We start from the raw sequence: 26,440 nt of genomic DNA, 5'->3' as shown, positions 1-26,440 counted from the left end.
TAACGCTTGCGTTGCCGGCTGTCTGCGCGTCAACGCAAGGGGTTTCGATACTATCTTATGTCTCATTTGCGGGCTGTGCCCGCCCTGCCCGGTCAAGCGGGTGCGTCGAGGTGCACCTGCAGGTTATCGATCAGCCGTGTAGAGCCCAGGTAGGCCGCAGCCAGGATGACCAGCTCGCGGTCTTGCGCCGTCGCCGCGCGCAGCGTATCGGCGTGGCGGATCTCGAGGTAATCCAGGCGCATGCCGCTGTCCACGATGCGCTTGCGATGCTCGGTCATCAGCGCCTGGAAGTTGCGCTCGCCTTTGCCCAGCGCGGCCGCAATGGCTTGCAGGCTGCGATAGATCGCTGGGGCGATCGCGCGCTCGGCCTGGCTCAGGTAGCCATTGCGCGAGGACAGCGCCAGCCCGTCGTCTGCACGCACAGTCGGCTCGCCGATCAACTGGATGGGCATGTTGAGATCGCGCACCATGGCGCGGATCACCGCCAACTGCTGGTAGTCCTTCTGGCCAAACACGGCGAGATCCGGCTGCACCATGTTGAACAGCTTGCTGACCACCGTGGCCACGCCTTCGAAATGCCCGGGCCGGCTGGCGCCGCACAGCTCCTGTGACAGTTCCGGAACGCTTACCCGGGTTTGCACGGTGGTACCGCCGGGGTACATCTCGGTAACCGCTGGGGCGAACAGCAGGTTGCAACCGGCTTGCAGAAGTTTTTCCTGATCGGCGGCCAGGGTGCGGGGGTAGCTGTCGAGGTCTTCGTTAGCGCCGAACTGAAGAGGGTTGACGAAGATACTGGAGACCACGAAATCAGCGCGCTGGCACGCCTTGGTCACCAGCGCCACATGGCCGCTGTGCAGGTTGCCCATGGTCGGCACGAAGCCAATACGCTTGCCCTCGGCGCGGGCACGGGCAACGGCTGCGCGCAGCTCGAGTACGGTTTTAACTGTGTTCATGCGTTGAATCCGTGTTCGCTGGCCGGGAAGCTCCCATCCTTGACGGCGCTTACATAGGCGCGAAGGGCACTTTGGATATCGGGTTGCCCCGTCATGAAATTCTTCACGAACTTAGGTACTCGCCCACTCAAGGACAGCCCCAGCATGTCATGCAGCACGAGTACCTGGCCGTCGGTCGCGGCGCCGGCGCCGATGCCGATCACTGGGATCCGTACGGCCTGGGTAATCTCGGTTGCCAGTTCACTGGGCACGCATTCGAGCAGAATCATCGCCGCGCCAGCATCCTGAAGGGCTACGGCATCGGCGCGCAGCTGGCGAGCCTGGTGTTCCTGGCGGCCTTGTACCTTGTAGCCGCCCAGCACGTTGACCGACTGAGGGGTCAGGCCCATGTGGGCGCACACCGGCACTCCGCGCTCGGTCAGCAGCCGGATGGTCTCGCCTAGCCAGGCGGCGCCTTCGACCTTGACCATGTTCGCGCCGGCCTGCATCAAGGCTGCACTGTTGGCGAAGGCCTGTTCCAGGGTGGCGCAGGCCATGAAGGGGAGGTCGGCAAGCAGGAGCGCGCCGGCATTGCCGCGTTTGACGCTGGCGGTGTGATAGGCCATCTCGGCATTGGTCACCGGCAGGGTGCTGTCATGGCCTTGCAAGACCATGCCCAGAGAGTCCCCGATAAGCAGCACCTCCACGCCGGCCTCATTGGCAGCGCGGGCGAAGGTGGCGTCATAGCAGGTCAACATTGTTATTTTTTCACCCCGGGCCTTTAGGCCGTTGAGGGTGGTCAGGGTGATCTCTGGCATGAATTCAAGTCCTCGGTCAGCCATCGCGCGGTTGGCGGGGGCTACACGTGTATCGCGGTAACGGCACGGAACTGCGTGGTGACACAGGGCAGGGCAGCCGCGCTTGCTACCGGTTTTGTGCCTGCCGGGGCCGGCAGGCCGCCTATAGTCGTGAGCCGCTCACGGGAAGTCAAATGTGGGGCGGCGGCCAGGCTGTTACCGCGTTGTTACCGGTGTGGTTACGCCAGCTCGCCCTGGCGCTCAAGGCCTTCGAACGGGCAGGCGTGCAGCAGTGCTTGCAGGCTACGGCCATCTGCCAGGATAAAACCCTCGCTGACCAGCTCGGCCAATGGGTAGAGGACGAACGGTCGGGCGTGAAGATGATAGTGCGGCACGCGCAGCCGCGGCTCGTCCAGCACCCGGTCACCGAACAGGATGATATCCAGGTCGAGGGTGCGGGCTCCCCAGCGCTCGGCACGCACGCGGCCCTGGTCGTTTTCGATGGCTTGCAGCGCATCGAGCAGCGTCAGCGGCGGCAGGGTAGTGTCCAGCGCGGCCACGGCATTGCTGTAACGAGATTGGCCAGGCAGCAGCGAGTCGCTTGCATACAGCCCAGACACCCCGACCCAAGCGCAACCGGGCAAGCGGCGAAGGCTGCCCAGGGCTTGGCGCAACTGTTCGGCCGGCTCGGTCAGGTTACTGCCCAGGCCGATGAACACCCGCTCCGGCCTGTTCATTCGGCGAAGCTGTCGCCTTTGCGGCGGCTGTTGCTGCGGCGTTTTTTACGCACCGGGGCGCCGGGCGTAGCGCTGTCTTCGCGGCTGCCCAGCTCGCGGATCAGCGTGCGGCGTTCGCTTTCCGAGGCCTCTTGGTAATCGGTCCACCATTGGCCCAGGCCTTCGGTTTCTTCCCCGGCGGTTTCGCGCAACAAGAGGAAGTCGTAGCCGGCTCGGAACCGCGGGTTGTCCAGCAATACGTCGGCGCGCTTGCCGCTGCGGCGAGGCAGCCGCTCTTGCATGTCCCAGATTTCCTTGATCGGCAGGGTAAATCGCTTGGGTATCGCGATGTACTGGCACTGCTCCGCGATCAAGTCGTGAGCCGCTTCTTGCATGGCTGGAATCGGCGGCATGCCCTTGGCTTGCAGCTCCAGCGCACGGGCGGGGAGGGCAGGCCATAGCAGCGCAGCGAACAGGAAGGCTGGGGTGACGGGTTTGCCTTGCTGAACGCGCAGGTCTGTGTTGACCAAGGCGTTACGGATCAGCGTGTGGGTATAGGTCGGGTTATGTTCGAGCGCTTCGGCACTGGCTGGGAACATCTGCTCGAACAGGTTCAGGTCCACCAGCATTTCGAAGGTGTCGGTCGCCTGGCCAGACAGGAACAGCTTGAGCACTTCCTCGAACAGCCGAGCGCCGGGAATACCCTGCAGCAGCCCTGCCAATTCGCGGATAGGCAGCATGGTGTGGCGCTCGATGCCGAAGTCCAGCTTGGCGGCGAAGCGCACGGCACGCAACATGCGCACGGGGTCTTCCTGGTAGCGCTGGCGCGGGTCCCCGATCAGCCGGATCAGCCGGTTGCGCACGTCATGCACACCGTTGGCATAGTCCAGAATGCGGTCGCTGACCGGGTCGTAGTAGAGCGCATTGATGGTGAAGTCCCGGCGTTGCGCATCTTCTTCAAGCGTGCCGTAAACGTTGTCACGCAGGATCAACCCGCTTTCGTTGCGCGAGGAGTGGTGGCTGGTTTGCTCTTCGTCTTCGGGGTGATTGGCCCTGAAGGTGGCCACTTCGATGATTTCGCGGCCGAAATGGATATGTACGAGCTTGAAGCGGCGGCCGATGATCCGGGCATTACGAAACTCGCCGCGGATCTGCTCGGGGGTGGCGCTGGTGGCGACGTCGAAATCTTTTGGCGGCAGGTTCAGCAGCAGGTCACGCACGCAGCCACCCACCAGGTATGCCTGGTAGCCGGCCTGTTGCAGGCGTTCGACGATGCTCACGGCATGGCGGCTGAACTGATGACGTTGCAGCGCATGGGCGCCGCTATTGAGCACTTCGGGGGTGCTGCGTTGATGATGGACCTGACGGGCCGGGGGACGGAAAGACTGGAACAGCTTCTTCAGCATGGGATGCACTGTATGAAGGGATGATCGGTCATACCAGGAGTGACCGCATGATGGGCGGGGATTCTAGCATTTAGTGACGAGATGGTGTAGGACGCCGCGAATGGGCTTGTAGGGAAACGACAAGGGGAGCCGAAGCTCCCCTGGAAAGTCGTTGCGTGCTCATTTTTGTTCTTGCGTGGGCTTTTTGTTTTTGTTGAGCGCCCGGCCCGTCAGGCGGTGTGCCTGGGGCTCTCCCAATTCAGGAGTAAAGAGCAAACGGATTGCTTTGAACGCCGTATTGTGCCGACCCGAAGGTCCAACCAGTTCAGGCACTGCTGCATCGCAGTTTTTGTTGTTCTCGGCCTGGTCGCGGGAAACCCGAAACAATACCTCTCCAAAAGAATCAGTTAGCTACGCCTCATGCCGTGTTGTTCTTGTTATGCGTGAGCCGATTCGTGTTGTTTTTATTGTGTTGTTAGCGCTTGTTGTTGTTCTTGTACCGTAGATATAGCAGGTGCTGTGCCAACTTTTAAAATTCTTTTATTTTCAAGGGCTTGCGATGGTGGGTAGTGGTTTTACAGCTGCGCTACACGAAAAAATCGTTACCGTATGCCCCGGCTTTGTTACAGCTGGGTAGCGGGCCGGTAACACCTGCTTACCCTTCGTTGGCCACGCTCGATTTACGCCGCGGAATTCCAAGCCGCTGACGGCGCTCCCAGAGGCATTTACGGCTCACGCCCAGCTTGCGTGCCAGCTCGGTTTCGGTCATGTGATCCTGATGTTCGAGCACGAAGTGCTGGAAGTAATCTTCCAGCGAAAGGTCTTCGGTGGGCTCGTGGTTGGCCGCCGGTTGGGCAGCCGGCGCGGTAGAAAAGTCATCGTCTTCATCGAGGGCGCCCAGCTCTATATCGATGCCCAGCAGGTCGGCGGTAATCTGTACGCTTTCGCTCAGGATCACCGCGCGTTCCACGGCATTTTCCAGCTCGCGGACGTTGCCCGGCCAGCCGTAGTGGCGAATGGCACTCTCAGCGTCCGGGCCGAACCGCATGCCCTCTCTCCCGAGCCTCGCCGCCTGGCGGGCAAGAAACACATTGGCGATTTCGATCACGTCGCTGCCGCGCTCGCGCAGGGGCGGCAACTTCAGCGCTATCACATGCAGCCGGTAATAAAGGTCTTCACGGAACTGGCCAACCTTGGCGAGGCTTTTCAGGTCACGGTGAGTGGCGGCTATCAGGCGAACGTCCACTTTTTGCGACTGCACCGACCCAACCCGGCGGATTTCACCTTCTTGCAACACGCGCAGCAGCCGTGCTTGAGCCTCGAGCGGCAACTCGCCGATTTCATCCAGGAACAGGGTGCCGCCATCCGCAGCTTCGACGAGCCCGGCGCGGCCAGCGCTGGCACCGGTGAAGGCGCCTTTTTCATGGCCGAACAGTTCGGACTCGATCAAGGTTTCTGGAATGGCCGCGCAGTTCACCGAAATCATGGTGGCCTTGGCCCGGCGTGACAGGTTATGCAAGGCGCGAGCGACCAGCTCCTTGCCGGTGCCCGATTCACCTTGGATCAAGACGTTGGAGTCGGTAGGTGCGACCTTGCGGATTTTGCCATAGAGGTCCTGCATGGGCGGGCAGGAGCCAATGATGCCGATCTCCCCTTGCGGGTTGGCCGCCGGCTTTTCACCGCTTTTCGTTCCCGGTTTTTCCCGCTCGCCCGCCGCGAACACCGGCTGGCGGTCTCGCAGGATACGGGCGACGGCCTGGAGCATCTCGTCGTGGTCGAAAGGCTTGGCAATGTAGTCCACCGCGCCCATTTTCATCGAGTCCACGGCCGAGCGCAGGCTCGCATAGCTGGTCATGATCAGCACCGGCTTGCCTTGGCCGAGCTTGATCAGCTCGGTACCGGGCGCCCCAGGCAAACGCAGGTCGCTGACGATAAGGTCGAACGAATGGATGGTGAAGCGCTCCTGTGCTTCCTGCACGGAGCCGGCTTCGCTGACCTGATACTGATTCCGTTCAAGCAGGCGACGCAAGGCAGAGCGAATGATGGTTTCGTCTTCGACGATGAGAATATGCGGCATCTGATTCGGTTCTCTCGACGGTCTCAGTTAACGGCGGACGTCGCTTCGACATGGCGGGGCAGGGTCACCCGAATACGGGTGCCAAGTTGCCTTTGTGCGTCAGCCGGGCTGTCGATGGTGATTTGCCCATAATGCTCCTCCACAATGGAATAGACCAGCGCGAGGCCCAGGCCTGTGCCTTCGCCGGGATCCTTGGTGGTGAAAAAGGGCTCGAACAGCCTGTCCATGATGTTTTTCGGTATCCCGCTGCCCTCATCCTCGACGATCAGGTCCACGGTGTGTTCGCTGCCTTCACTGCGCACCCGTACCGCGCTGCCGGCAGGGGAGGCATCGCGGGCATTGGACAGCAGGTTGATCAACACTTGCGCCAGCCGCTGCGGGTCCCCTTCAGCCCAATGGTCCGGGTCGCAGAGGTTGTAGAACTGCACTTCGAAATTGCGCCGGTTAAGGGCCAGCAGGCCGATGGCATCCTGGGCCACTTCGGCGAGGCTGACCGCTTCCTCGCTGTGCTGATGGCTGCCGGCGTGGGCGAAGCTCATCAAGGACTGCACGATGCGAGACACCCGCTTGGTCTGCTCGAGGATCTGGCTCGACAGTTCGGTGATTTCCCCATCGCCCTCGCGCTCTTCCCGCAGGTTCTGCGCCAGGCAGGCGATGCCGGTGATCGGGTTGCCGATCTCATGCGCGACGCCCGCGGCCAGGCGGCCAATGCTGGCCAGGCGCTCGGAATGGACGAGCTTGTCTTCGAGCATCTGCGTCTCGGTAAGGTCTTCGACCAGCAATACCAGCCCGCTGTTGCCGGGGGCCAGGGGTTCGTCGATGGCCGCCTTGTGCAGGTTCAGCCAGCGGGTCTGGCCATCGAGGCCCAGGCGTTGCTTGTGCAAATGCTCATCGGCCCCTTGGATGAAGCTCTGCAGCAGTTCTCGCCAAGGCTCGGCGATGGTCACCAGGCGGGAACCGACCACGCGCTGCGCGGAAATACCCGTCAGCTCCTCCATGGCCTTGTTCCACATGAGGATCTCGCGATCCTTGGCCAGCGAGCACACACCCATGGGCAGTTCTTGCAAGGTTTGCCGGTGATAGCGACGCAAGGCATCGAGTTCTGCGGCGAGGCCGGTGAGGCGCGAGTGATAGTCTTCCAGGCGGCTTTCGATGAAATGGATGTCCTCGGTCACATAGGTTTCGCCGCCCGATTTGTAAGGCAGGAAGGTTTCCACGATGTCCTGGGCAACGCTTGGGCCCATCAGCCCCGACAGGTTCGCTTCGATACGATCGCGCAACCTGCGCAGTGCATACGGCCGGCGTTCATCGAAAGGCAGGTAAAGGTCGCGCAGCGCTTGTTCCACTTCCTTCTGCGCCGCCCTGGCGCCCAGCGGCTTGGCCAGCTGGGTGGCGAACTCCTGCGGAGAGGCAGCGTGCAGCTCGCGCCGTTGCGGCCGGCGTACGTTATCCACGGCGCAGGCTTCGGCCGCGCTGCTTTCTTCAGTGCTGGCATCAGTGAACAGCGACACCAGGGTAAACAGCAGCACGTTGGCCGCGAGGGATGCGATCGCCGCCATGTGCCAACTGGTGTCGTCCAGCACGTAAATCATGTCCAGCACGGGAATATAGAAGCCGTCGACGTCGCCGATCAGCGGCATCAGCATGGTGACCGACCAGACCGCGACCCCTGCCAATAGCCCCGCGATGAACCCGCGCCGGTTGGCGGTCGGCCAGTACAGCACCGAAAGCACCCCCGGAAGGAACTGCAAGGTCGCGACGAAGGCGACAATGCCGAGGTGGGCCAGGTCCTGGCGGGTGCCAAGCATCAGGTAGAAGCCATACCCGGCCATGATGATCGCGACGATCAGGCCGCGGCGGGTCCATTTCAGCCAGCGATAGATACTGCCGCCGGCCGGCGGTTGGTACAGGGGCAACACCAGGTGGTTAAGGGCCATGCCTGAGAGCGCCAGCGTGGTGACGATGATCAGCCCGCTGGAGGCCGACAGCCCGCCTACATAGGCCAACAGCGCCAGGGCCTTGTTATTGGCAGCGATGCCTACGCCGAGGGTGAAATATTCAGGTGACGTGGTCGCGCCGAGGCGCAGCCCTGCCCACAGGATCAGTGGTACCGCCAGGCTCATCAACAGCAGGAACAACGGCAACCCCCAGCTGGCGCTGACCAGCGCCCGTGGGTTGAGGTTTTCGGTGAAGGCCATGTGGTACATGTGCGGCATCACGATGGCCGAGGCGAAGAACACCAGCAGCAGCGTACGCCAAGGCCCTTCCTGCAGAGGTGTGTGCAGCGCGGCCAGGGCCATCTGGTTTTGCAGCAGCCACAATTCCAGCTGGTGCGGCCCACCGAATACCCCATAGAGGGCATACAGCCCGAGCCCGCCCAAGGCAATCAGCTTGATGACCGACTCAAACGCGATGGCGAACACCAAGCCTTGGTGCTTCTCCCGGGTGGCGATGTGGCGGGAACCGAAGAAAATGGTGAACAGGGTAATGAGCGCGCAGAAGCTCAGTGCCACCCGATCCTTGACCGGTTCCTGGGTCAGGATGCTGATCGAATCCGCGACCGCTTGAATCTGCAGCGCCAGCAGCGGCAGCACTCCCACCAGCATGAACAGGGTGGTGAGTGCGCCGGCCCAGGTGCTGCGGAAGCGGAAGGCGATCAGGTCTGCGAGTGAGGAAAGCTGGTAAGTGCGGGTAATTTTGAGGATCGGGTACAGCAACACGGGCGCCAGCAGAAAAGCCCCGGAAACTCCAAGGTAGCAGGCCAGGAACCCATAGCCGTATTCATAGGCCAGGCCAACCGTGCCATAGAAGGCCCAGGCGCTGGCATAAACCCCCAGCGACAGTGTGTAGGTCAGGGGATGGCGAATGATCGACCGCGGGATCAGCCCGCGCTCGCTCACCCAGGCCACGCCGAACAGCACCAATAGATAGGCGGCGCTGATCAGGATCATCTGGGTCAGGCTAAAGCTCATCGGCATCTCTCTGGCTTTGCAGGATAAAAGTGACCACGATGAGAATCAGCCACAGCAGGTAGGGGCGATACCAGGCGCCGGTGGGTTCGATCCACCAGTCCATGATGGCCGGGGAAAACAGGTAGATGCCGACGACCAGCAGCAACACCAAACGATAGATATACATGCTGGCCTCATCGCCTCGCGGTCGGCTGGATGGCACGCCCCGTGGGGCTGCCCGGATGGTAGCGGATGCCTGTTCGGCTGCCTACCGGCGCCCGCCTCGAGTTCAACGAAGCTGCGCTTCGGCCAGGGTTCTGGCCCGAGGTAGCGCCTCGACCCGCCAGTGCCTGACCGCCCAGGCGAGGATGTCTTTGGGTGCGGCGCTGTCCAGGTCGGTGGATGGGCGCTGGCCAAGGGTGCGCAAGGCGCGCAGCAGCTGAGCCCGGGCGTCGTCCGTCGTGAGCGGCGCCGAGCGGTAGCGCTTGCCGAGCTTGTGGCCGTCGGGCTGCACCAGCAGCGGAACATGCAGATAGCTCGGCGCGGGCAAACCCAACAGCTCTTGCAAATAGAGTTGGCGCGGGGTCGAGTCCAGCAGGTCGGCGCCCCGCACGATGTCGGTCACCCCTTGCGCGCCGTCGTCGAGCACCACGGCCAGTTGGTAGGCATAGAGGCCATCTCGCCGGCGGATGATGAAATCCCCGACTTCGTTGCCCAGGTGTTGCTCAAAGCGGCCTTGCAGCCGGTCCTCGAAGCCATAACGTAGCTCGGGCACCCGCAACCGAATGGCGGCACCCTCAGGGGCGTGGCCCGCATCCCGGCAGAAACCTGGATAGATGCCGCCGAAGGATTCCAGGGTTTTGCGCGAACAGGTGCAGGCATAGGCGAGCCCTTGCTGCAGCCAGCGGTCTATCACAGCCTGGTAAAGCCCATGGCGCTCGCTCTGGTAGACCACTGGGCCGTCCCATTCGAAACCGTAGTGTTCAAGGGTGGTCAGGATGGCGTGCTTGGCGCCAGGCATTTCCCGTGGTGGGTCGATGTCCTCCATGCGCAGCAGCCACTGCCCACCTAGCGCGCGGGCATCCACGAAGGACGCAACGGCGGCAACCAGGGAGCCAAAGTGCAGCAGGCCACTAGGTGTGGGGGCGAAACGACCGATACGGGGGGAGGGCATCATGGGCAGGCCATAGGTATGCCGGCAACGCCAGCCAGGCAGGGGCGCGCGCAGAGGGCGCCCCGGCGCAGATCATTTGCCGATCTGCTTTTCCTTGATTTCAGCGAGGCTCTTGCAGTCCACGCACATATCGGCGGTAGGACGCGCCTCAAGGCGGCGGATGCCGATTTCGATACCGCAGGATTCGCACCAGCCGTAGTCTTTGTCTTCGATCAATTGCAGGGTCTTGTCGATCTTCTTGATCAACTTGCGTTCACGGTCACGGGCGCGCAGTTCAAGGCTGAACTCTTCTTCCTGGCTAGCTCGGTCAGCCGGGTCCGGGAAGTTGGCAGCCTCATCCTTCATGTGGTCCACGGTGCGGTCGACTTCCTGCATCAACTCCTGTTTCCATTGATTCAGGATTTTCGTGAAGTGAGCCCGCATCGCATCGTTCATGTACTCCTCACCCTTTTGTTCCTCATAGGGTTTGAAGCCGCGAACGAGCTCAGTGCTGTGTTGCTGGTTTTCATTGGTGGGCATGAATGACCGCCTCTCGCTCTTCTAATCCACTGCGCGGGATGATCCATCTCCGGCGCCCGCCGGCCCCGCGACTGCAAGCGGGCGAACTTACCAGATCGAATCGGGGTGCGCCACTCCCGGTTGTCTAGCCTGATTTGGCATTTGCAAGGGGGTTCGACATCCGCGGCAGCCATTCATTCAACGGCACCGGAAACCGCGCATTCCAGGGAATGGTTGCCGTAGAATCAGCCTTTGCCAGGCAACCCGAGATAGCCACATGGCCAAGCCTTACAGTGCGCGTAGCCGCGCGATCGAACCCTTTCATGTGATGGCCTTGTTGGCGCGCGCGAACGAGCTACAGGCCGCCGGCCATGACGTGATTCACCTTGAAATCGGCGAACCGGATTTCGTCACCGCAGCCCCCATCGTGGCGGCGGGGCAGGCGGCGCTTGCCGCTGGCCACACCGGTTACACCGCCGCGCGTGGCCTGCCAGCGCTGCGCCAGGCCATCGCAGGTTTTTATGGTCAACGCTACGGGCTGGACATCGACCCTGCCCGGGTGATGGTCACGCCAGGCGGCTCGGGCGCGCTCCTGCTGACCAGTGCGTTGCTGGTCGATCCGGGCCACCATTGGCTGCTGGCAGACCCAGGCTACCCCTGCAACCGCCACTTCCTGCGGCTCGTCGAAGGTGATGCCAAGCTGGTGCCGGTAGGCCCTGCTGATCACTACCAGCTCAATGCGCGCTTGGTTGCGGAGCATTGGGATACCCAATCGGTGGGGGCGCTCGTAGCATCTCCGGCCAACCCGACCGGCGCGGTGCTCGGCCTGGGCGACTTCAGGGCACTCAGTGATGCCCTCAAAGCCCGTGATGGCCATCTGGTGGTGGACGAGATCTACCACGGGCTGACCTACGGCATGGATGCACGCAGTGTGCTGGAAGTGGACGATTCAGCGTTTGTGCTCAATAGCTTCTCCAAGTACTTCGGTATGACGGGCTGGCGCCTGGGCTGGCTGGTCGCGCCGCCCGAGGCGGTTCCTGAGCTGGAGAAGCTCGCGCAAAACCTTTACATCAGCGCCCCGAGCATTGCGCAACATGCCGCGCTCGCCTGCTTCGAGCCCCAGACCCTGGAAATCCTCGAGCAGCGCCGGGAAGCGTTCCGGCAGCGGCGCGACTTCCTCTTGCCTGCGCTGCGCGGGCTTGGTTTCGATATCGCCGTCGAGCCTGAGGGGGCGTTCTACCTATACGCCGACATCAGCCGGCTAGGGGGTGATGCCTATGAGCTCTCCCGCTTCTTCCTTGAGGAGGAGCACGTTGCCTTCACCCCAGGGCTGGACTTCGGCCGCCACCTGGCGCGCCAGCATGTACGCTTCGCCTACACCCAAGCCCTGCCGCGCCTGGAAGAAGCGGTGGAACGTATCGCCCGCGGCCTGCAACGGTGGCAGGGCTGATGCAATTCGATCCTCCTCTAGAGGTGGGCATTCTGCTGCGCCGCTATAAACGCTTTCTGGCTGACGTGCAGCTTGCCGATGGCAGCGAAATCACTCTGCACTGCCCTAATACCGGATCCATGCTCAATTGCATGCAGCCGGGTAGCCGGGTGTGGTTCAACCGTTCCAACGACCCAGCGCGCAAGCTGCCAGGAACCTGGGAAATCGTCGAAACCCCTCAAGGCCGGCTGGCTTGCATCAACACCGGGCGCGCCAACCGAGTGGTGGAAGAAGCGCTACTGGCCAATGCGATCCCGGAACTGGCCGGCTTTACCGCGCTTCGCCGCGAGGTGCGCTATGGCGAAGAGAACAGCCGAGTGGATTTTCATCTGCAATTTCCTTCAGGCGAGGCATTCGTAGAGGTTAAAAGCGTGACCTTGGGGTTTGACGGCACCACCGTGGCCGCCTTCCCGGATGCGGTCACCCAGCGTGGCGCCCGTCATTTGCGCGAATTGGTTACGTTGGCCAAGCGCGGCACGCGGGCGGTCCAGTTGTTCTGTGTAAACCTGACAGGCGTGGAGGCGGTGCGTCCGGCTGACGAGATCGACGACGCCTATGCCCAGGCACTGCGAAATGCCGCTGCAGAGGGCGTCGAGGTGTTGGCCTATGGGGTTCACCTTACGCCCGAAGCGATTTTCATCGACCGCCGCCTGGCGCTTCATCTGGACGGATAACCTGCGCAGCGCAGGTGCCGAAGTAAATCGCGAGCAAAAAAAGACCCGGCAAGAGCCGGGTCAATAACCGTGATTAGCCTGATGAGGAGATAAGCTGAGTCCGAACCACCGGGCTGCTTATCGGCTGATCTCGCGATCAGTTGTGCTAATCATAACTATTCTCATTTGAGAGTCAAGTGCATTTTCAAATTCATTGCCCATCCAATCCCGGGCTGGTCAACTGACGATTCAACACATTGATTTTCTTCGCCATGCTTTCGATCAGGCTGTGCGCAATACGAGGGTTGGATTGGGTCATGGCAAGGAACTGATCCTTCGGAATCAGCATGACGGTGCACGCCGTGCTGGCGATAACGGTGGCGGTGCGCTTCTCTTCCGTGAACACCGCCATTGCGCCGAAGATTTCCTCTTTCGCGACGTCCCCTACCTTCAGGCCATCCACGAATACCTCCGCATGGCCATCGATAATGATGAACACATGGTCCGGCTCGTCGCCCTGGCGGATCAATACCTCTCCCGCGGCAACATGCTTGAAGCCGCTGGCGCTGCGATATTCAGGCTGTTTCAAGCGAGTCACCGCTTCGGCCAGCAGCCAGGCATGGCCTCCCAGGTAGTCTGCCAGCAGCGCACCTCGCCCGTTGGCACACACCTGCGCCAGGGCATTATCACGGTCATATGAAACCAGGCGCAGTGGCGCGGCTGCCTGGTATTGGCAGTTGAAGCCTACGGGCGCAGGGGCAAGGTTGAGCAGGTCGCCTTCGCTAAGGTAGAACAGGCTGCGTTCATTGAGGCTGACATGCACCAGCCCCGCCTCGATCAAATAAAGCCGCCCGGCCTCTAGATGCGCGTCCAAAGAGGTGCCGGCGGGCACCTCCAGCGCTTCGCCTTCAGGCTGCGTATCGTCCAGAAGCTGGGCCGGAATGCCCTGCAGCCTGTTGATCCATTCTTCGGCGTAGGCCGACTGCTCCCCAACTACATACATGATTCGGTCTCGGGCCTCGCAAATTAGCGCGGCGGGTCAGGTTTTCTGGCGCGCAGGTGATAGCGCCTCCAGCGCTTTGTTCAGCGCCTCTTTGCGCTCGAGCGGTACATCGTTCCAATGGACGCCCAGTAACGCGCCCTCAATGGCATACAGCAACACTTTCGAGGCCCGGAAGCCTCGGGTTTTCACTGCCCGGTAAGCGTCGACCGCGCCCAGACGACGTAGGTCGGCCGCGCTATGAATGCCAACGGCATGCAGCCATTGGGCGGACGTTTTACCGAGGTTTCGCAGGTCCTGTAGCTCGTCGTTCATCCACGCTCCTTACCGGGGCGGCCACGCTGCGGCCTAGCGCAGAAGTTTAGCGGCCCTGGATCATTTCGTTCGGTAGCGAAGCCGGGTACCGAAATTGACCGACATGAGAATCTCGTCGGCGCTGAGTTCTGGCGGAAAGTAAGCGCCCGAAATCTGTGCATGGGCCAGAGAAGCCCCTTCCAGGCGAGCGCCGCGAAAATCTATGCCGCGCAGGTCTGCTGAACGGAAATAGGCATCGCTCAGGTCCACGCCCTCGGCATCGAGATTGCGTAGATCCAGGCCGCGAAAGTCACCACCGGAGAAGTCCACCGCGCCGGCCCGGCGCTTTTCTTCGTTGAATGCCTGGATGTTTTCCTCTCTGACGAGCGCAAAAAGGGGCGAAGCAATCAGCCTGGGCTGGGTCATGGCAGCATCTCCGTTGAGAAAGTGGCGCCATCATAATGACACCACCCGGATTCCGAAGGTGTGGACTGGTTCACGCCCCGCTCAGATCAAAGCCCCGGTAGTCGCTGGCGGATGGTGTCCAGCAGGGCGTCGACGCTTTGGGCATCATGCGTGGCCACGCTTCGGGCTGCCAGCCGTTCCTCCCCGGAAAGCGGGTCGCGGTTGCGTTCCTGGGTGGCAATGACCTCAAGCGTTGCGTCCGAAGGGTCCCGCTCATGCAGCTGAGCTTGGCGCTGGCTCAGCCAGCTCTCGATAATGGCTTGCGGCGCTGCGCAGTCGAGGATGATGAACGGTACGCCACGAGCCTGTGCGATGGCTTGCGCCGCAGCGCGTTGGGGCTGCTTGAGGTAAGTTGCGTCCAATACCACGGGGAAACCAGCGCCCAATACCGTGCCCGCGAGTTGATGCAGCCGGTCATAAGTCGCTTCGCTGGCCTGCTCGCTATACAGGGCGTTGCTGTCTCCCGGCTCGCTTTCGGGGAACAGCCGCTTACGCTCCACATCGGAGCGAAGACGAATGGCACCCAACGCCTCTACCAGGCGCAAGGCCACATGGCTTTTGCCCACGGCGGATACACCGCTGGTGATCGCCAGAAAACGAGAAGGGATTGCGCTGTAGCTTTCCGCGAGGGTTGCATAGTTGCGGTATTGGCGCAGCGCGGTCTTGCGTTGCAAGCCGTCCGCGTTCGCCGGCATGCTGAACAGCGCTACCTTCGCACGGACCATCGCCCGATAGGCCTTGTAGAAATTAAGCAACGGCAGCCCGGCATAATCACCGGTCAGTTCCAGGTAGCGGGTTACCCAGCGGCGGGACAGGCACTTGAGGCCGCGGTCTTCCAAGTCCATGGCGAGGAAGCCGATGTCGGCGTACACATCCGTCATGCGGAAGGGTTCATTGAATTCGATGCAGTCGAAGATCACCACCTCGCCGCCTATCAAGGTAGCGTTGCCCAGGTGCAGATCGCCATGGCACTCGCGAATGTAGCCGCTGGCCTTGCGCTCCTGCAGCAAGGGCAGCAGGCGATCGTATTCGGCCCGGGCCCAGGCTTCGAGCGCCTCGAGCTGGGTCAGGTCGGCCCGATCGGAAAGGAAAGGCCGGATCTGTTCGAAGTTTTGCAGTACCGGCGCCATCACGCTTTCCGGCGAGCCTTCGCTGCGGTCGGCGGCTACCCGAGGGGCGGCCTGATGGAAGCGGGCGATTTGCCTGGCGATCGAGTCAATCTCCGTGCTACCTAGCTCGCCGTTCGCTTGCAGGGTGCTCAGCAGCTGGCTTTGGGGAAACTGACGCATTTTCAATACATAGTCGATCGCCGGGCCGTCCCCGCCAAGCACTGGCTCGGTCTCGCTGCCGGTGACCGCCAGGACTTCCAGGTATAAGCCGTGGGTCAGCCGTTGGTTGAGGCGCAGTTCTTCCTGGCAGAAATGCTCGCGCGCGGCCAGGGTGGTGAAGTCGAGGAAACCGAAATTGACCGGCTTTTTCACCTTGTAAGCGTATTCGCCCGTCAGGATGACCCAGGAAATGTGCGTTTCGATAAGCTCGAAAGCTTCAACCGGGTGCGGGTAAAGCGCCGGGTTCTGCAGCGCAGCTATGAGAGCTTGACTCACGGGAAATCCTTATGCGGTCGAGGGGCATTGCTGATCATTATGGCGGCTTGGGGCGGTGCTGCAAACCGCAACAAGGTTTCTGTTTGCAGGTGCGCAAACTGCGTATAATCCGCCGCCATGACACGTAGCCGATCCCCCCGCAAATCCTCTCGTTCCTCTGCAAGTCGTGCCCGTACCTGGCTCGGTTGGGCCTTGAAGCTCGGCCTGGTGGGCCTGGTCGCCCTTGCCGGGGTAGCTATTTACCTCGATGCAGTGGTGCAGGAGAAATTCTCCGGCAAGCGCTGGACCATCCCTGCCAAGGTATACGCACGGCCCCTGGAGCTGTTCGTCGGGCAGAAGCTGGAGCTCAAGGACTTCCTCACTGAACTGGACGCGCTGGGCTACCGCCGCGGCAACGCCGTCGACGGCCCGGGGCAGGTCGCGGTTGCAGGCAACACCGTTTCGCTTAACACCCGCGGCTTCCAGTTCTATGAAGGGCTGGAGCAGGCTAGGCCGGTGCGGGTGCGTTTTTCTGGCGACTATGTTGCCGAGCTCAGTGGCACCGGTGGCGACAAGCTTCCGGTGGTGCGCCTCGAGCCTCTGCTAATTGGCGGCATTTATCCCAAGAACCTTGAAGATCGCATTCTCATCAAGCTGGACCAGGTGCCGCCGTATTTGGTCGAAACCTTGGTGACGGTCGAGGACCGGGATTTCTATCACCATTTCGGCGTGTCGCCCAAGTCCATTGCGCGGGCGGTTTATATCAACGCGTCATCTGGGCAAATGCGCCAGGGCGGCAGTACGCTCACGCAGCAGTTGGTAAAGAACTTTTACCTGACTAACGAGCGCAGCCTGAGCCGCAAGCTGACTGAAGCGATGATGGCCATGCTGCTCGAGGTGCACTACAGCAAACAGGAAATCCTCGAGGCCTACCTCAACGAAGTATTTATCGGCCAGGACGGGCAACGCGCCGTTCACGGCTTCGGGCTGGCCAGCCAATTCTTCTTCAGCCAGCCGCTGTCGGAGCTCAAGCTGCATCAGGTGGCGCTGCTGGTGGGTATGGTCAAAGGGCCTTCCTATTACAACCCGCGCCGTTATCCGGACCGTGCGTTGGAGCGCCGCAATCTGGTACTCGACCTCTTGCAGGAGCAGGGGGTAGCCTCGGCGGACGCCGTGGCGGCGGCGAAGAAAATGCCGCTAGGTGTTACCCAGCGCGGCAGCCTCGCCGACAGCTCCTTCCCGGGCTTCCTCGATCTGGTCAAGCGGCAGCTGCGCGAGGATTATCGCGACGAAGACCTTACCGGCGAAGGCCTGCGTATCTTCACCAGCTTCGACCCTATCCTGCAGATGAAAGCCGAAGCGGCGGTCAGCGAGAGCTTCACACGGTTCTCCGCCCGCAAGGGGGGCGATGCGCTGGAAACGGCCATGGTGGTAACGAATCCAGAGAGTGGCGAGGTTCAGGCATTGGTAGGCAGCCGCCAGGCGGGCTTCGCTGGCTTCAACAGGGCGTTGGATGCGGTGCGGCCGATTGGCTCGCTGGTAAAGCCGGCCATTTATCTCACGGCGCTAGAAAAGCCCAGCCAATACACCCTGACCAGTTGGATCAAGGACGAGCCCTTCTCGGTGAAGGGCGCCGATGGCCAGGTGTGGACCCCGCAAAACTATGAGCGAGGCTCCAACGGAACCATTTTCCTCTATCAAGGCCTGGCTCACTCCTACAACCTGTCGAGCGCTCGGCTTGGCCTGGACCTGGGAATCCCCAATGTGTTCAAGACCCTCGGCAAGCTTGGCGTCGACGTGGATTGGCCGGCCTATCCTTCGATGCTGCTTGGGGCTGGGGCACTGACGCCGATGCAGGTGGCCACGGTCTACCAGACCATCGCCAATGGCGGCTACAACACTCCCATGCGCGGTATTCGCAGCGTGCTGACTGCCGAAGGTCAACCGCTCAAGCGCTACCCGTTCCAGATCCAGCAACGTTTCGATCCTGGCAGCATCTATCTCATCCAGACGGCCATGCAGCGCGTGGTTCGCGAAGGTACCGCGCGGTCGGTGTATAACGTACTGCCCTCGTCGCTCAACCTTGCCGGCAAGACCGGTACCACCAACGACTCACGCGACAGTTGGTTCGCAGGGTTCAGCCAGGACCTGTTGGCCGTGGTATGGATGGGCCGCGACGACAACGGCAAAACGCCTTATACCGGGGCGACGGGTGCACTGCAGGTGTGGACCAACTTCATGCGCAAGGCCGACCCGCTACCACTGAATATGGCGGTGCCAGACAACATCGTACTGGCTTGGGTGGATGCCCAGACTGGCCAGGGGTCGGCCGAAGGCTGCCCCAACGCGGTACAGATGCCTTATATTCGTGGCAGCGAACCCGCGCCCGGCGTGGCGTGTGGTGGCGGCACCGATTCCCCGGCCGCCCCAGTGATGGACTGGATCAAGGGTTGGTTGAATTGATTGAGGAGCTGACGTGAACAAGTGGTGGTTTCCAATGGTGACGGCGGCAGTGCTGTTGCAAGGCTGCGCCAGCGTCCCGCGTGGATCGATTCCCGTCGTCGACCAAGGGTCGGCGGTGTCCAACAGCGAGCGGGTGTCGGCGAAACGTAACGGGACCTATCGTGCGCCAGCCGCTCCTGCACCGGTGCAGGCGATGCCCGAAGACAGCGGCGTTACCGTGATGGTCCCAACGTCCAGCGCGCCTATACAGGCAAGCGCGGCCCCTATCAGTACCAGCCCAATCACTCCGGGCCCCGTCACCAGCGGCCCGGCCTATTCCGCTCCAACGCCGGCGCCGGGTGTTCCCTCGGGCAGCCTTTACAATTCCGCCAGCGTTGCGCCCAGTGGCATTCCCTCGGCAAGCCAAGCCAGTGGCGGTTTGGCCGCGGACGAACAGTTGGATGGGCCAGTGCTGGCATTGTTGACCACTGCCCAGCAGCAGCAAGGCGGTGGAGACCTCAACGGCGCGTCGTCGAGCCTGGAGCGGGCCCAGCGCATCGCACCGCGTGAGCCCCAGGTGCTGTTCCGCCTGGCGCAGGTAAGGCTTGCGCAAGGTGATGCGGCCCAGGCCGAGCAGTTCGCGCGCAGGGCCCTGAGCTACGCCAATGGCCGGCCAGACCTCCAAACACGACTCTGGGAGACCATCGCCCAGGCGCGGGAAAAGCAGGGCGACGCCGCCGGTGCTGCCCTGGCTCGCCAGAACGCACGGGGTTAGCTGCCATGGACAGTCGCCTTCCGGCAATTGCCGACCAGCTCTTGCTGATCGAGCAGGCGCTACGCCAGGCCGGTTGGTGGGCCGATTCGCCGCCCAGCGTCGAAGCCTTGGCCAGCCCCGAACCTTTCTGTATCGATACGCTGCAGTTCGAAGAGTGGCTGCAGTGGATCTTCTTGCCGCGGATGAAGCTGATCGTCGAGAACGGGCTAGCGCTGCCGGACGCCTCGGGCATCCTGGCGATGGCTGAGATGATCTATGTCAACCGGCCAGGCGAAGCCATTGCGCTGATGGCCTCGCTGCGGCGGTTCGATCTGCTGATCTCGGGCGAAACCCAAGCCTGATATAGCGAAGAACCCCAGGGATCAGTGGCACTGATCGGCGATTGCCTTGCGGGTTTCGCTGATTTTTGCCTGGCGCTCCTCTTCGGTGAGGCGCCGCAGTTCCCCATCAACCTCTTGGCGTACCCTCGGGTTGTTATTCAACTGGGCAAGATTCGTCCGTGCCTGCTCGCAGAATTCCTTGGTCTTTTCTTCCTGCTCGGCCACCTGCTCGCGGACCTTCGCATTCGCGTCCTTCTGCTCCGGATCGTTATCTACGTCGTCGTCATCTGCATTCGCGGGGGCCTTGCCAGGGCTGGCTGGCGGCGGAGCATGGGTGTCGATAGGCGTGGCGACCTGCCCGGTGGGTGGCTTGGCGTCAAAGTGGGGAATGCCGTTGGCATCGATCCATTTGTACACCTGAGCCGCTTGCAGCGACCCCATTGATACCAGCATCAGGCTGGCTACCAGGCATCTAAGGCGCATGACCGCTCCGTTCGTTCAAGGGGGCTTTGGGCAAAATTACCACAGAAGAAGAAAGGCAACAGATCACTTGACTTGAGAAAGGCTATTCACAACAATCCAAAGTCCGCTGTGAAGGTGCTGCCAGAAGCAGACCCGCTCAGCAGATCATGAGGCGCACACCCGCGCCGACCTGTTACACCCGCAACGCGTTACCTCGCGCTGGGTGGGAAACCCCCGCAACATTTGGGGAAGTCCCAATACTTGCTCAGTCAGTGCTGACGTAGTCGGCGACCACCGTCGCTCATGCTCTGCTTGGCAGTAAACCTAATGGACCCGCCTTCCTAGGCGGTATTCTGGCGTTTTAGAGGTGAACAACGTGGAGCTCTTATCCGGCGCTGAGATGGTCGTCCGCTTTTTGCGTGACGAAGGTGTCAAGCACATCTACGGGTACCCAGGCGGTGCTCTCCTTCATGTTTACGATGCCTTGTTCAAGGAACCCGATGTCGCGCACATTCTGGTTCGGCATGAGCAGGCTGCCACCCACATGGCGGATGGTTATGCCCGTGCTACCGGCAAGGCCGGCGTAGTACTGGTCACTTCCGGCCCAGGCGCTACCAACGCAATTACCGGTATCGCCACCGCTTACATGGACTCGATCCCGATGGTCGTGCTGTCAGGCCAGGTGCCGAGCACCATGGTCGGCACCGATGCTTTCCAGGAAACCGACATGATCGGTATTTCCCGGCCCATCGTGAAGCACAGCTTCATGATCAAGCATGCTTCGGAAATCCCCGAAGTGCTGAAGAAAGCCTTTTATCTCGCCGAGTCTGGCCGCCCTGGCCCGGTAGTGGTCGATATTCCCAAAGACATGACCAACCCGGCGGAAAAGTTCGAGTACGTATATCCCAAGAAGGTCAAGCTGCGTTCGTATTCGCCGGCAGTGCGTGGGCATTCCGGGCAGATTCGCAAGGCTGCCGAAATGCTTGTCAGCGCCCGGCGACCAGTCATTTATTCCGGTGGCGGTGTCATCCTGGGCGGTGCTTCGGCTCCGCTCACCGAACTTGCACGGCTGTTGAACGCGCCGGTGACCAACACCTTGATGGGCCTGGGTGGTTACCCAGGCACGGATCGCCAGTTCATCGGCATGCTGGGAATGCACGGCAGCTATACCGCCAACCTGACCATGCACCACGCTGATGTCATCCTGGCCGTTGGCGCGCGTTTCGATGACCGTGTTATCAACGGTGCCGCCAAGTTCTGCCCCAATGCCAAGATCATCCATGTGGATATCGATCCGGCGTCCATTTCTAAAACCATCAAGGCCGATGTGCCGATCGTAGGGCCGGTTGAAAGCGTGCTGACCGATATGGTCGCTGCCTACAAGGAACTCGGGCAGACCCCGGACAAGGAAGCGGTCGCCAGTTGGTGGAAGCAGATCGACGAGTGGCGCGGCGAGCGCGGCTTGTTCCCTTACGAACACGGCGACGGGCAGATCATTAAACCGCAGACCGTGATTCGTACGTTGTGGGAAGTAACCCAAGGTGATGCTTTCGTCACTTCCGATGTTGGCCAGCACCAGATGTTCGCGGCGCAATACTATCCGTTCGACAAGCCTAACCGTTGGATCAACTCGGGCGGCCTCGGCACGATGGGGTTCGGCTTCCCCGCCGCGATGGGCGTGAAGTTGAATTTCCCAGAGAACGACGTGGCGTGCGTTACCGGGGAGGGCAGTATCCAGATGAACATCCAGGAGCTGTCCACCTGTATGCAATACGGCTTGCCGGTGAAGATCGTCAACCTGAACAACGGCGTATTGGGCATGGTCCGCCAGTGGCAGGACATGAACTACAGCAGTCGCCACTCGCACTCGTACATGGAATCGCTTCCAGATTTCGTCAAGCTTGCAGAAGCCTACGGGCACGTAGGTATGCGTATTACCGACCTCAAAGACCTCAAGCCGATGATGGCCGAAGCCTTTGCCATGAAAGATCGCCTGGTGTTCCTGGATATCCAGGTCGATACCAGCGAGCACGTCTATCCGATGCAGATCAAGGACGGCGCTATGCGTGACATGTGGCTGAGCAAGACGGAGCGGACCTGACCATGCGGCATATTATTTCCCTGCTGTTGGAAAACGAGCCCGGCGCGCTCTCGCGCGTGGTCGGTCTGTTCTCGCAGCGCAACTACAATATCGAGAGCCTGACCGTTGCGGCCACCGAGGACCCTACGTTGTCGCGCTTGACGCTGACCACCATCGGTCATGATGAAGTCATCGAGCAGATCACCAAGAACCTCAACAAGCTGGTTGAGGTAGTAAAGCTGGTCGACCTTTCGGAAAGCGCACATATCGAACGCGAATTGATGCTGGTAAAGGTCAAGGCCACCGGCGCTCAGCGCGCAGAGGTCAAGCGCACTACCGATATCTTCCGCGGGCAGATCGTCGACGTCACCAGCAGCGTGTACACCGTGCAGCTGACCGGCACCAGCGACAAGCTCGACAGCTTCATTCAGGCCATTGGCACCGCGTCGATTCTCGAAACCGTGCGCAGTGGCGTCACCGGTATCGCGCGCGGCGACAAAGTCCTCAGCATCTAACCACCTATTTTGCAGATGGCCTCAGGGCCAGGATAACCAGGGGAATTTCATGAAAGTTTATTACGACAAAGACTGCGACCTGTCCATCATCCAGGGCAAGAAAGTCGCCATCATCGGTTACGGTTCCCAGGGCCACGCCCAGGCGTGCAACCTGAAGGACTCCGGTGTCGATGTCGTTGTTGGCCTGCGTAAGGGTTCGGCGACCGTCGCCAAGGCTGAGGCCCATGGCCTGAAAGTGACCGACGTCGCCAGCGCCGTCGCCTCCGCCGACCTGGTGATGATCCTGACTCCGGATGAATTCCAGTCGCGCCTGTACAAGGACGAAGTGGAGCCGAACCTCAAGCAGGGCGCCACGTTGGCCTTCTCCCATGGCTTCGCTATCCATTACAACCAGATCGTCCCGCGTGGCGACCTGGACGTGATCATGATCGCGCCGAAGGCTCCAGGCCACACTGTGCGCTCTGAGTTCGTAAAGGGCGGCGGTATCCCAGACCTGATCGCGATCTACCAAGACGCCTCCGGTAATGCCAAGAACGTTGCACTGTCCTACGCTGCGGGCGTCGGTGGCGGCCGTACCGGCATTATCGAAACCACTTTCAAGGACGAAACCGAAACCGACTTGTTCGGTGAACAGGCCGTACTGTGTGGCGGTGCTGTCGAGTTGGTAAAAGCTGGCTTCGAGACCCTGGTCGAAGCTGGCTACGCCCCGGAAATGGCTTACTTCGAGTGCCTGCATGAGCTGAAGCTGATCGTCGACCTCATGTACGAAGGCGGTATCGCCAACATGAACTACTCGATCTCCAATAACGCCGAATATGGTGAATACGTCACTGGCCCGGAAGTCATCAACGAAGAATCTCGCAAGGCCATGCGTAACGCGCTCAAGCGTATCCAGGATGGTGAATACGCCAAGATGTTCATCGCTGAAGGCGCTGCCAACTATCCGTCCATGACGGCCCGCCGTCGCAACAACGCGGCACACGGTATCGAAGTCATCGGCGAGCAGCTGCGCTCGATGATGCCTTGGATTTCTGCGAATAAGATCGTCGACAAAGCAAAGAACTGATTCAATTCAGTGACCCCGAAAACGCGGCCCCGGCCGCGTTTTTTCGTTTCGGCCGCAGCCTTCTGGTATAAAGCTGCAACGTTTGTGGGCGAACCCCCGTCCCAGACGCCTGTCGATATTTTTCACACGTTGCAAGGTACTGTTTATGAGCGAACGCCCCGAAGAGCCGAACACGGCCCCCGACGCCGATAGCCTGCTCCCTGTCGACGAGCACGTTGAAGAGGGACAGGATGCCGAAGGGCGCAAGGTCCGCCATCGTGGCATTTACTTGCTCCCCAACCTGTTCACTACCGCTAACCTGTTCGCCGGTTTCTATTCGATCATTAACTCGATCACTGCGCAGAGCGCATTGAGCGCTGGCAACTCAGTCGATGCCGTCAAGTACTTCTCATTTGCCGCCATCGCGATCTTTGTCGCCATGGTGCTCGATGGGCTGGACGGCCGCGTGGCGCGTATGACCAACACCCAAAGTGCATTCGGCGCCGAGTACGACTCGCTTTCGGATATGGTGGCCTTCGGTATGGCGCCAGCGCTCCTGGCGTTTGTCTGGGCGTTGGGCGCAATGGGCAAGGTCGGCTGGATGGTGGCATTTATCTACGTGGCTGGAGCGGCCTTGCGCCTGGCGCGCTTCAATACCCAGGTAGGCAAGGCAGATAAACGTTACTTCATCGGCCTGGCTAGCCCGGCTGCAGCGGGTGTAGTGGCCGGCACCGTATGGGCACTAAGTGACCTGGATATCCCGGGAGCCAAGCTCTCGTTCCTGGTTGCCATCCTGGTCGCGGGTGCGGGTATGTTGATGGTCAGCAACATCAAGTACAACAGTTTCAAAGAGCTAGACCTTAAAGGGCGCGTGCCTTTTGTAGCGATCCTGGCGGTTGTGTTGGTGTTCGCCGTCGTGTTTATCGACCCTCCGAAGATCTTGCTGCTCATTTTCGTTGTCTATGCAGCCTCGGGCCCCGTACAACATTTGTTGCGTCTCCGTCGGCACAAGTGAAATAAACCGAGGCACACTCCGTCTCACGGTATTGGAACTGTGTATGCGGAGTGTGCCCCATGATCTTCAAGGTTACCCCGGCGTCGGCTTGCCATGAATCCGATGTCACTCCCGAAGCTATCTATCTCTCCCGGCGCGCACTAATGGCCGGTGGGGTGGCGCTCGCTGCCGGGGCGGCGCTACCCGCCTGGGGTGATGCTGCTCAGCCTTCTGCCTATGAGGGTGTCGAGCCTGGTCGTGCGCCGGCCTGGTTTCAGGCCAAGCTCGACGACACCCGCTGGCAGGCCGTTACTGCTTCGGGAGAAAGCATCACTCCGTTCAAAGATGCCACTCACTACAACAACTACTATGAGTTCGGTACGGACAAAGGCGATCCGGCTCAAAATGCGGGTAGCTTGAAGACTGAGCCATGGTCCGTCGTGGTGGACGGGGAAGTGGGTAAGCCAGGCAGGTACAACCTCGAAGACTTCGTGAAGCCGTACCGGCTCGAAGAGCGGATCTACCGCCTGCGCTGCGTCGAGGCGTGGTCGATGGTCATTCCATGGTTGGGCTTTCCTCTGGCAAGCATCCTCAGCCAGGTCCAGCCAACTTCTCGCGCTCGCTATGTGCGTTTCGAAACGCTGCAGGATCCAGCCACCATGCCCGGTCAACGGTCGAGCTTCTCCTATATACAGTGGCCATACGAGGAGGGCTTGCGGCTGGATGAAGCCATGCATCCACTTACCCTGATGGCCGTGGGAATGTATGGCCGGGAACTGCCAAACCAGAACGGCGCTCCGTTACGTCTAATCGTCCCTTGGAAATATGGTTTCAAGGGGATCAAATCTATCGTTCGAATCAGTTTGGTTACTGAACAACCGCGCACTACCTGGCAGGGGATTGCACCTCAGGAGTATGGGTTCTACGCCAACGTCAATCCGCAGGTGGACCATCCGCGATGGACGCAAGCCCGGGAACGCCGCTTGCCGAGTGGGCTGTTCTCCCCAAATGTGCGAGAAACTCAGATGTTCAACGGCTACGCAGAAGAAGTGGCGCCGCTGTATGCCGGGCTCGACCTGAAGGTGAATTATTGATGCGTTATCCCTGGTTTCGACTAGTCATCTTTCTCTTCGTAGCCGTGTGGCCGGTGCTGTGGGTATATCAAGCCTGGATGTTCGCGCTGGGGCCGGACCCAGGCAAGGTTTTGCTTGAGCGGCTTGGCCTGGGCGCCCTGATCATGCTGCTTATTACGCTGAGCATGACACCGTTGCAGAAGTTGACCGGCTGGAGTGGCTGGATCGTGGTGCGGCGACAGCTGGGCCTGTGGTGTTTTGCCTACGCGGCGCTTCACTTGGTGGCCTACCTGTTTTTTGTCCTTGGCTTCGATCTCGGGCAGCTCACCGTTGAGCTTCGCAAACGGCCGTACATTATAGTAGGGGCGCTGGCCTGGCTGATATTGCTGGCCCTGGCGGTAACGTCGAATCGAGCCAGTCAACGCAAGCTTGGGAAAAAGTGGCTGAAATTGCACAAAGCTGTATATGCGGTGCTTGGGCTGGCCCTGCTGCATTTTCTTTGGGTGGTGCGCGCGGACTGGCGGGAATGGTCGGTCTATGCCGCTATTGGCGCTCTATTGATGCTGCTCCGCTTGCCCGCCATAGCTCGTCGGCTTCGCCGAAAGGCAAATAAACAGTCTATTTTCAAAACAAGCGCTTGACGCCCCTTCGAAAGCCCTTATAATGCGCCCCACTTCCAGCGACAACGGAACGGCAAACTCCTTGTAAATCAGAGGGTTG

The 26,440-nt window shown here is 60.9% G+C and carries 25 protein-coding genes; 11 read left to right on the top strand and 14 right to left on the bottom strand.

Translation table 11 applies throughout. From position 1 onward, the window contains the following. Nucleotides 1–92 precede the first annotated feature (92 nt). The 9 genes from panC to dksA all read right to left on the bottom strand — a co-directional run bounded on the left by panC (nucleotide 93) and on the right by dksA (nucleotide 10,551). The gene (gene panC / locus OGL93_RS19090; protein WP_263264439.1) at nucleotides 93–953 is read right to left on the bottom strand and encodes a pantoate--beta-alanine ligase; all 861 of its coding nucleotides are present in this window, start codon (nucleotides 951–953) and stop codon (nucleotides 93–95) included. Further along, a complete protein-coding gene (panB, locus tag OGL93_RS19085; RefSeq protein ID WP_263264438.1) occupies nucleotides 950–1,750 on the bottom strand; it encodes a 3-methyl-2-oxobutanoate hydroxymethyltransferase in 801 nt (266 codons plus the stop codon). Before panB ends, panC begins: the two co-directional genes overlap by 4 nt. A 218-nt stretch (nucleotides 1,751–1,968) precedes the next feature. Then, complete coding sequence (gene folK, locus OGL93_RS19080) at nucleotides 1,969–2,466, bottom strand: 2-amino-4-hydroxy-6-hydroxymethyldihydropteridine diphosphokinase (protein WP_263264437.1); 498 nt, start codon at nucleotides 2,464–2,466, stop codon at nucleotides 1,969–1,971. Continuing rightward, nucleotides 2,463–3,851 carry a polynucleotide adenylyltransferase PcnB gene (locus tag OGL93_RS19075; RefSeq protein ID WP_263264436.1) on the bottom strand — a complete coding sequence of 463 codons (1,389 nt, stop codon included), beginning with the start codon at nucleotides 3,849–3,851 and terminating at the stop codon, nucleotides 2,463–2,465. The genes folK and OGL93_RS19075 overlap by 4 nt, the downstream gene beginning before the upstream one ends. A 634-nt stretch (nucleotides 3,852–4,485) precedes the next feature. Next, nucleotides 4,486–5,907, bottom strand: coding sequence for a sigma-54 dependent transcriptional regulator (locus OGL93_RS19070; protein ID WP_263264435.1), 1,422 nt, complete (start codon nucleotides 5,905–5,907; stop codon nucleotides 4,486–4,488). A gap of 23 nt (nucleotides 5,908–5,930) precedes the next feature. After that, nucleotides 5,931–8,885, bottom strand: a complete 2,955-nt coding sequence (locus OGL93_RS19065; protein ID WP_263264434.1) for a sensor histidine kinase — start codon at nucleotides 8,883–8,885, stop codon at nucleotides 5,931–5,933. Beyond that, nucleotides 8,869–9,045, bottom strand: coding sequence for a hypothetical protein (locus OGL93_RS19060; protein WP_003250005.1), 177 nt, complete (start codon nucleotides 9,043–9,045; stop codon nucleotides 8,869–8,871). The genes OGL93_RS19065 and OGL93_RS19060 overlap by 17 nt, the downstream gene beginning before the upstream one ends. A 102-nt stretch (nucleotides 9,046–9,147) precedes the next feature. Then, nucleotides 9,148–10,032 carry a tRNA glutamyl-Q(34) synthetase GluQRS gene (gene gluQRS / locus OGL93_RS19055; RefSeq protein WP_263264526.1) on the bottom strand — a complete coding sequence of 295 codons (885 nt, stop codon included), beginning with the start codon at nucleotides 10,030–10,032 and terminating at the stop codon, nucleotides 9,148–9,150. A gap of 72 nt (nucleotides 10,033–10,104) precedes the next feature. Then, nucleotides 10,105–10,551 carry an RNA polymerase-binding protein DksA gene (gene dksA, locus OGL93_RS19050; protein WP_263264432.1) on the bottom strand — a complete coding sequence of 149 codons (447 nt, stop codon included), beginning with the start codon at nucleotides 10,549–10,551 and terminating at the stop codon, nucleotides 10,105–10,107. Between the two features lie 256 nt (nucleotides 10,552–10,807). Between dksA and OGL93_RS19045 the strand changes: the two genes are divergently transcribed. Both OGL93_RS19045 and sfsA read left to right on the top strand, forming a co-directional pair. Then, nucleotides 10,808–11,980, top strand: coding sequence for a pyridoxal phosphate-dependent aminotransferase (locus OGL93_RS19045; RefSeq protein ID WP_263264431.1), 1,173 nt, complete (start codon nucleotides 10,808–10,810; stop codon nucleotides 11,978–11,980). Next, nucleotides 11,980–12,693 (top strand): DNA/RNA nuclease SfsA, encoded by a 714-nt coding sequence (gene sfsA, locus OGL93_RS19040; protein ID WP_263264429.1) that lies wholly within the window; start codon nucleotides 11,980–11,982, stop codon nucleotides 12,691–12,693. Before OGL93_RS19045 ends, sfsA begins: the two co-directional genes overlap by 1 nt. 190 nt (nucleotides 12,694–12,883) lie before the next feature. Here the strand turns inward: sfsA and OGL93_RS19035 are convergent, their stop codons facing one another. The 4 genes from OGL93_RS19035 to OGL93_RS19020 form a co-directional block, all read right to left on the bottom strand. Beyond that, nucleotides 12,884–13,675, bottom strand: a complete 792-nt coding sequence (locus tag OGL93_RS19035) for a cyclic nucleotide-binding domain-containing protein (protein WP_263264428.1) — start codon at nucleotides 13,673–13,675, stop codon at nucleotides 12,884–12,886. 36 nt (nucleotides 13,676–13,711) lie between these two features. Beyond that, on the bottom strand, nucleotides 13,712–13,987 hold the full coding sequence (locus OGL93_RS19030; RefSeq protein ID WP_263264427.1) for a TfoX/Sxy family protein: 276 nt from the start codon (nucleotides 13,985–13,987) through the stop codon (nucleotides 13,712–13,714). A 60-nt stretch (nucleotides 13,988–14,047) separates the two neighbouring features. After that, entirely contained in the window at nucleotides 14,048–14,392 is a 345-nt protein-coding gene (locus tag OGL93_RS19025; protein WP_263264425.1) for a pentapeptide repeat-containing protein, read from the bottom strand. A gap of 86 nt (nucleotides 14,393–14,478) precedes the next feature. Beyond that, nucleotides 14,479–16,035: a bifunctional aminoglycoside phosphotransferase/ATP-binding protein gene (locus OGL93_RS19020; protein ID WP_263264424.1), complete on the bottom strand. Its 1,557-nt coding sequence runs from the start codon at nucleotides 16,033–16,035 to the stop codon at nucleotides 14,479–14,481. 117 nt (nucleotides 16,036–16,152) lie between these two features. On the opposite strand from OGL93_RS19020, the gene mrcB reads away from it, so the two are divergent. The 3 genes from mrcB to OGL93_RS19005 are packed head-to-tail and all read left to right on the top strand — an operon-like array spanning nucleotide 16,153 to nucleotide 19,572. Continuing rightward, the gene (mrcB, locus tag OGL93_RS19015) at nucleotides 16,153–18,477 is read left to right on the top strand and encodes a penicillin-binding protein 1B (RefSeq protein WP_263264423.1); all 2,325 of its coding nucleotides are present in this window, start codon (nucleotides 16,153–16,155) and stop codon (nucleotides 18,475–18,477) included. 13 nt (nucleotides 18,478–18,490) lie between these two features. Beyond that, nucleotides 18,491–19,231: a tetratricopeptide repeat protein gene (locus OGL93_RS19010; protein WP_346659657.1), complete on the top strand. Its 741-nt coding sequence runs from the start codon at nucleotides 18,491–18,493 to the stop codon at nucleotides 19,229–19,231. Between the two features lie 5 nt (nucleotides 19,232–19,236). After that, entirely contained in the window at nucleotides 19,237–19,572 is a 336-nt protein-coding gene (locus OGL93_RS19005; RefSeq protein ID WP_263264422.1) for a YqcC family protein, read from the top strand. A 21-nt stretch (nucleotides 19,573–19,593) separates the two neighbouring features. On the opposite strand, the gene OGL93_RS19000 is transcribed toward OGL93_RS19005, so the two are convergent. Further along, on the bottom strand, nucleotides 19,594–20,034 hold the full coding sequence (locus OGL93_RS19000) for a DUF4124 domain-containing protein (protein ID WP_263264420.1): 441 nt from the start codon (nucleotides 20,032–20,034) through the stop codon (nucleotides 19,594–19,596). Nucleotides 20,035–20,389: 355 nt separating this feature from the next. Between OGL93_RS19000 and OGL93_RS18995 the strand changes: the two genes are divergently transcribed. The 6 genes from OGL93_RS18995 (at nucleotide 20,390) to msrQ (ending at nucleotide 26,361) form a co-directional block, all read left to right on the top strand. After that, nucleotides 20,390–22,114 carry an acetolactate synthase 3 large subunit gene (locus tag OGL93_RS18995; RefSeq protein WP_263264419.1) on the top strand — a complete coding sequence of 575 codons (1,725 nt, stop codon included), beginning with the start codon at nucleotides 20,390–20,392 and terminating at the stop codon, nucleotides 22,112–22,114. 2 nt (nucleotides 22,115–22,116) lie between these two features. Next, nucleotides 22,117–22,608, top strand: coding sequence for an acetolactate synthase small subunit (gene ilvN / locus OGL93_RS18990; RefSeq protein ID WP_263264418.1), 492 nt, complete (start codon nucleotides 22,117–22,119; stop codon nucleotides 22,606–22,608). 49 nt (nucleotides 22,609–22,657) lie between these two features. After that, nucleotides 22,658–23,674: a ketol-acid reductoisomerase gene (gene ilvC / locus OGL93_RS18985; protein ID WP_263264417.1), complete on the top strand. Its 1,017-nt coding sequence runs from the start codon at nucleotides 22,658–22,660 to the stop codon at nucleotides 23,672–23,674. Between the two features lie 145 nt (nucleotides 23,675–23,819). Further along, nucleotides 23,820–24,668: a CDP-diacylglycerol--serine O-phosphatidyltransferase gene (gene pssA / locus OGL93_RS18980; RefSeq protein WP_263264416.1), complete on the top strand. Its 849-nt coding sequence runs from the start codon at nucleotides 23,820–23,822 to the stop codon at nucleotides 24,666–24,668. Between the two features lie 59 nt (nucleotides 24,669–24,727). Further along, the gene (gene msrP / locus OGL93_RS18975; protein ID WP_263264415.1) at nucleotides 24,728–25,741 is read left to right on the top strand and encodes a protein-methionine-sulfoxide reductase catalytic subunit MsrP; all 1,014 of its coding nucleotides are present in this window, start codon (nucleotides 24,728–24,730) and stop codon (nucleotides 25,739–25,741) included. Further along, a complete protein-coding gene (gene msrQ / locus OGL93_RS18970; protein ID WP_263264414.1) occupies nucleotides 25,741–26,361 on the top strand; it encodes a protein-methionine-sulfoxide reductase heme-binding subunit MsrQ in 621 nt (206 codons plus the stop codon). Before msrP ends, msrQ begins: the two co-directional genes overlap by 1 nt. The last annotated feature ends 79 nt before the right edge of the window (nucleotides 26,362–26,440 follow it).

The organism is Pseudomonas sp. RIT-PI-S, assembly GCF_025642975.1.
Classification (GTDB): Bacteria; Pseudomonadota; Gammaproteobacteria; order Pseudomonadales; family Pseudomonadaceae; genus Aquipseudomonas.
Note: the sequence above shows the minus strand (reverse complement) of the source record. Positions and strands in the feature narration are given on the sequence as shown.

What these genes read in the sequence shown, in the direction of transcription:
- panC (WP_263264439.1), bottom strand. Translation starts at nt 953, where the DNA reads ATGAACACAGTTAAAACCGTACTCGAGCTGCGCGCAGCCGTTGCCCGT.
- panB (WP_263264438.1), bottom strand. Translation starts at nt 1,750, where the DNA reads ATGCCAGAGATCACCCTGACCACCCTCAACGGCCTAAAGGCCCGGGGT.
- folK (WP_263264437.1), bottom strand. Translation starts at nt 2,466, where the DNA reads ATGAACAGGCCGGAGCGGGTGTTCATCGGCCTGGGCAGTAACCTGACC.
- OGL93_RS19075 (WP_263264436.1), bottom strand. Translation starts at nt 3,851, where the DNA reads ATGCTGAAGAAGCTGTTCCAGTCTTTCCGTCCCCCGGCCCGTCAGGTC.
- OGL93_RS19070 (WP_263264435.1), bottom strand. Translation starts at nt 5,907, where the DNA reads ATGCCGCATATTCTCATCGTCGAAGACGAAACCATCATTCGCTCTGCC.
- OGL93_RS19065 (WP_263264434.1), bottom strand. Translation starts at nt 8,885, where the DNA reads ATGCCGATGAGCTTTAGCCTGACCCAGATGATCCTGATCAGCGCCGCC.
- OGL93_RS19060 (WP_003250005.1), bottom strand. Translation starts at nt 9,045, where the DNA reads ATGTATATCTATCGTTTGGTGTTGCTGCTGGTCGTCGGCATCTACCTG.
- gluQRS (WP_263264526.1), bottom strand. Translation starts at nt 10,032, where the DNA reads ATGCCCTCCCCCCGTATCGGTCGTTTCGCCCCCACACCTAGTGGCCTG.
- dksA (WP_263264432.1), bottom strand. Translation starts at nt 10,551, where the DNA reads ATGCCCACCAATGAAAACCAGCAACACAGCACTGAGCTCGTTCGCGGC.
- OGL93_RS19045 (WP_263264431.1), top strand. Translation starts at nt 10,808, where the DNA reads ATGGCCAAGCCTTACAGTGCGCGTAGCCGCGCGATCGAACCCTTTCAT.
- sfsA (WP_263264429.1), top strand. Translation starts at nt 11,980, where the DNA reads ATGCAATTCGATCCTCCTCTAGAGGTGGGCATTCTGCTGCGCCGCTAT.
- OGL93_RS19035 (WP_263264428.1), bottom strand. Translation starts at nt 13,675, where the DNA reads ATGTATGTAGTTGGGGAGCAGTCGGCCTACGCCGAAGAATGGATCAAC.
- OGL93_RS19030 (WP_263264427.1), bottom strand. Translation starts at nt 13,987, where the DNA reads ATGAACGACGAGCTACAGGACCTGCGAAACCTCGGTAAAACGTCCGCC.
- OGL93_RS19025 (WP_263264425.1), bottom strand. Translation starts at nt 14,392, where the DNA reads ATGACCCAGCCCAGGCTGATTGCTTCGCCCCTTTTTGCGCTCGTCAGA.
- mrcB (WP_263264423.1), top strand. Translation starts at nt 16,153, where the DNA reads ATGACACGTAGCCGATCCCCCCGCAAATCCTCTCGTTCCTCTGCAAGT.
- OGL93_RS19005 (WP_263264422.1), top strand. Translation starts at nt 19,237, where the DNA reads ATGGACAGTCGCCTTCCGGCAATTGCCGACCAGCTCTTGCTGATCGAG.
- OGL93_RS19000 (WP_263264420.1), bottom strand. Translation starts at nt 20,034, where the DNA reads ATGCGCCTTAGATGCCTGGTAGCCAGCCTGATGCTGGTATCAATGGGG.
- ilvN (WP_263264418.1), top strand. Translation starts at nt 22,117, where the DNA reads ATGCGGCATATTATTTCCCTGCTGTTGGAAAACGAGCCCGGCGCGCTC.
- ilvC (WP_263264417.1), top strand. Translation starts at nt 22,658, where the DNA reads ATGAAAGTTTATTACGACAAAGACTGCGACCTGTCCATCATCCAGGGC.
- pssA (WP_263264416.1), top strand. Translation starts at nt 23,820, where the DNA reads ATGAGCGAACGCCCCGAAGAGCCGAACACGGCCCCCGACGCCGATAGC.
- msrP (WP_263264415.1), top strand. Translation starts at nt 24,728, where the DNA reads ATGATCTTCAAGGTTACCCCGGCGTCGGCTTGCCATGAATCCGATGTC.
- msrQ (WP_263264414.1), top strand. Translation starts at nt 25,741, where the DNA reads ATGCGTTATCCCTGGTTTCGACTAGTCATCTTTCTCTTCGTAGCCGTG.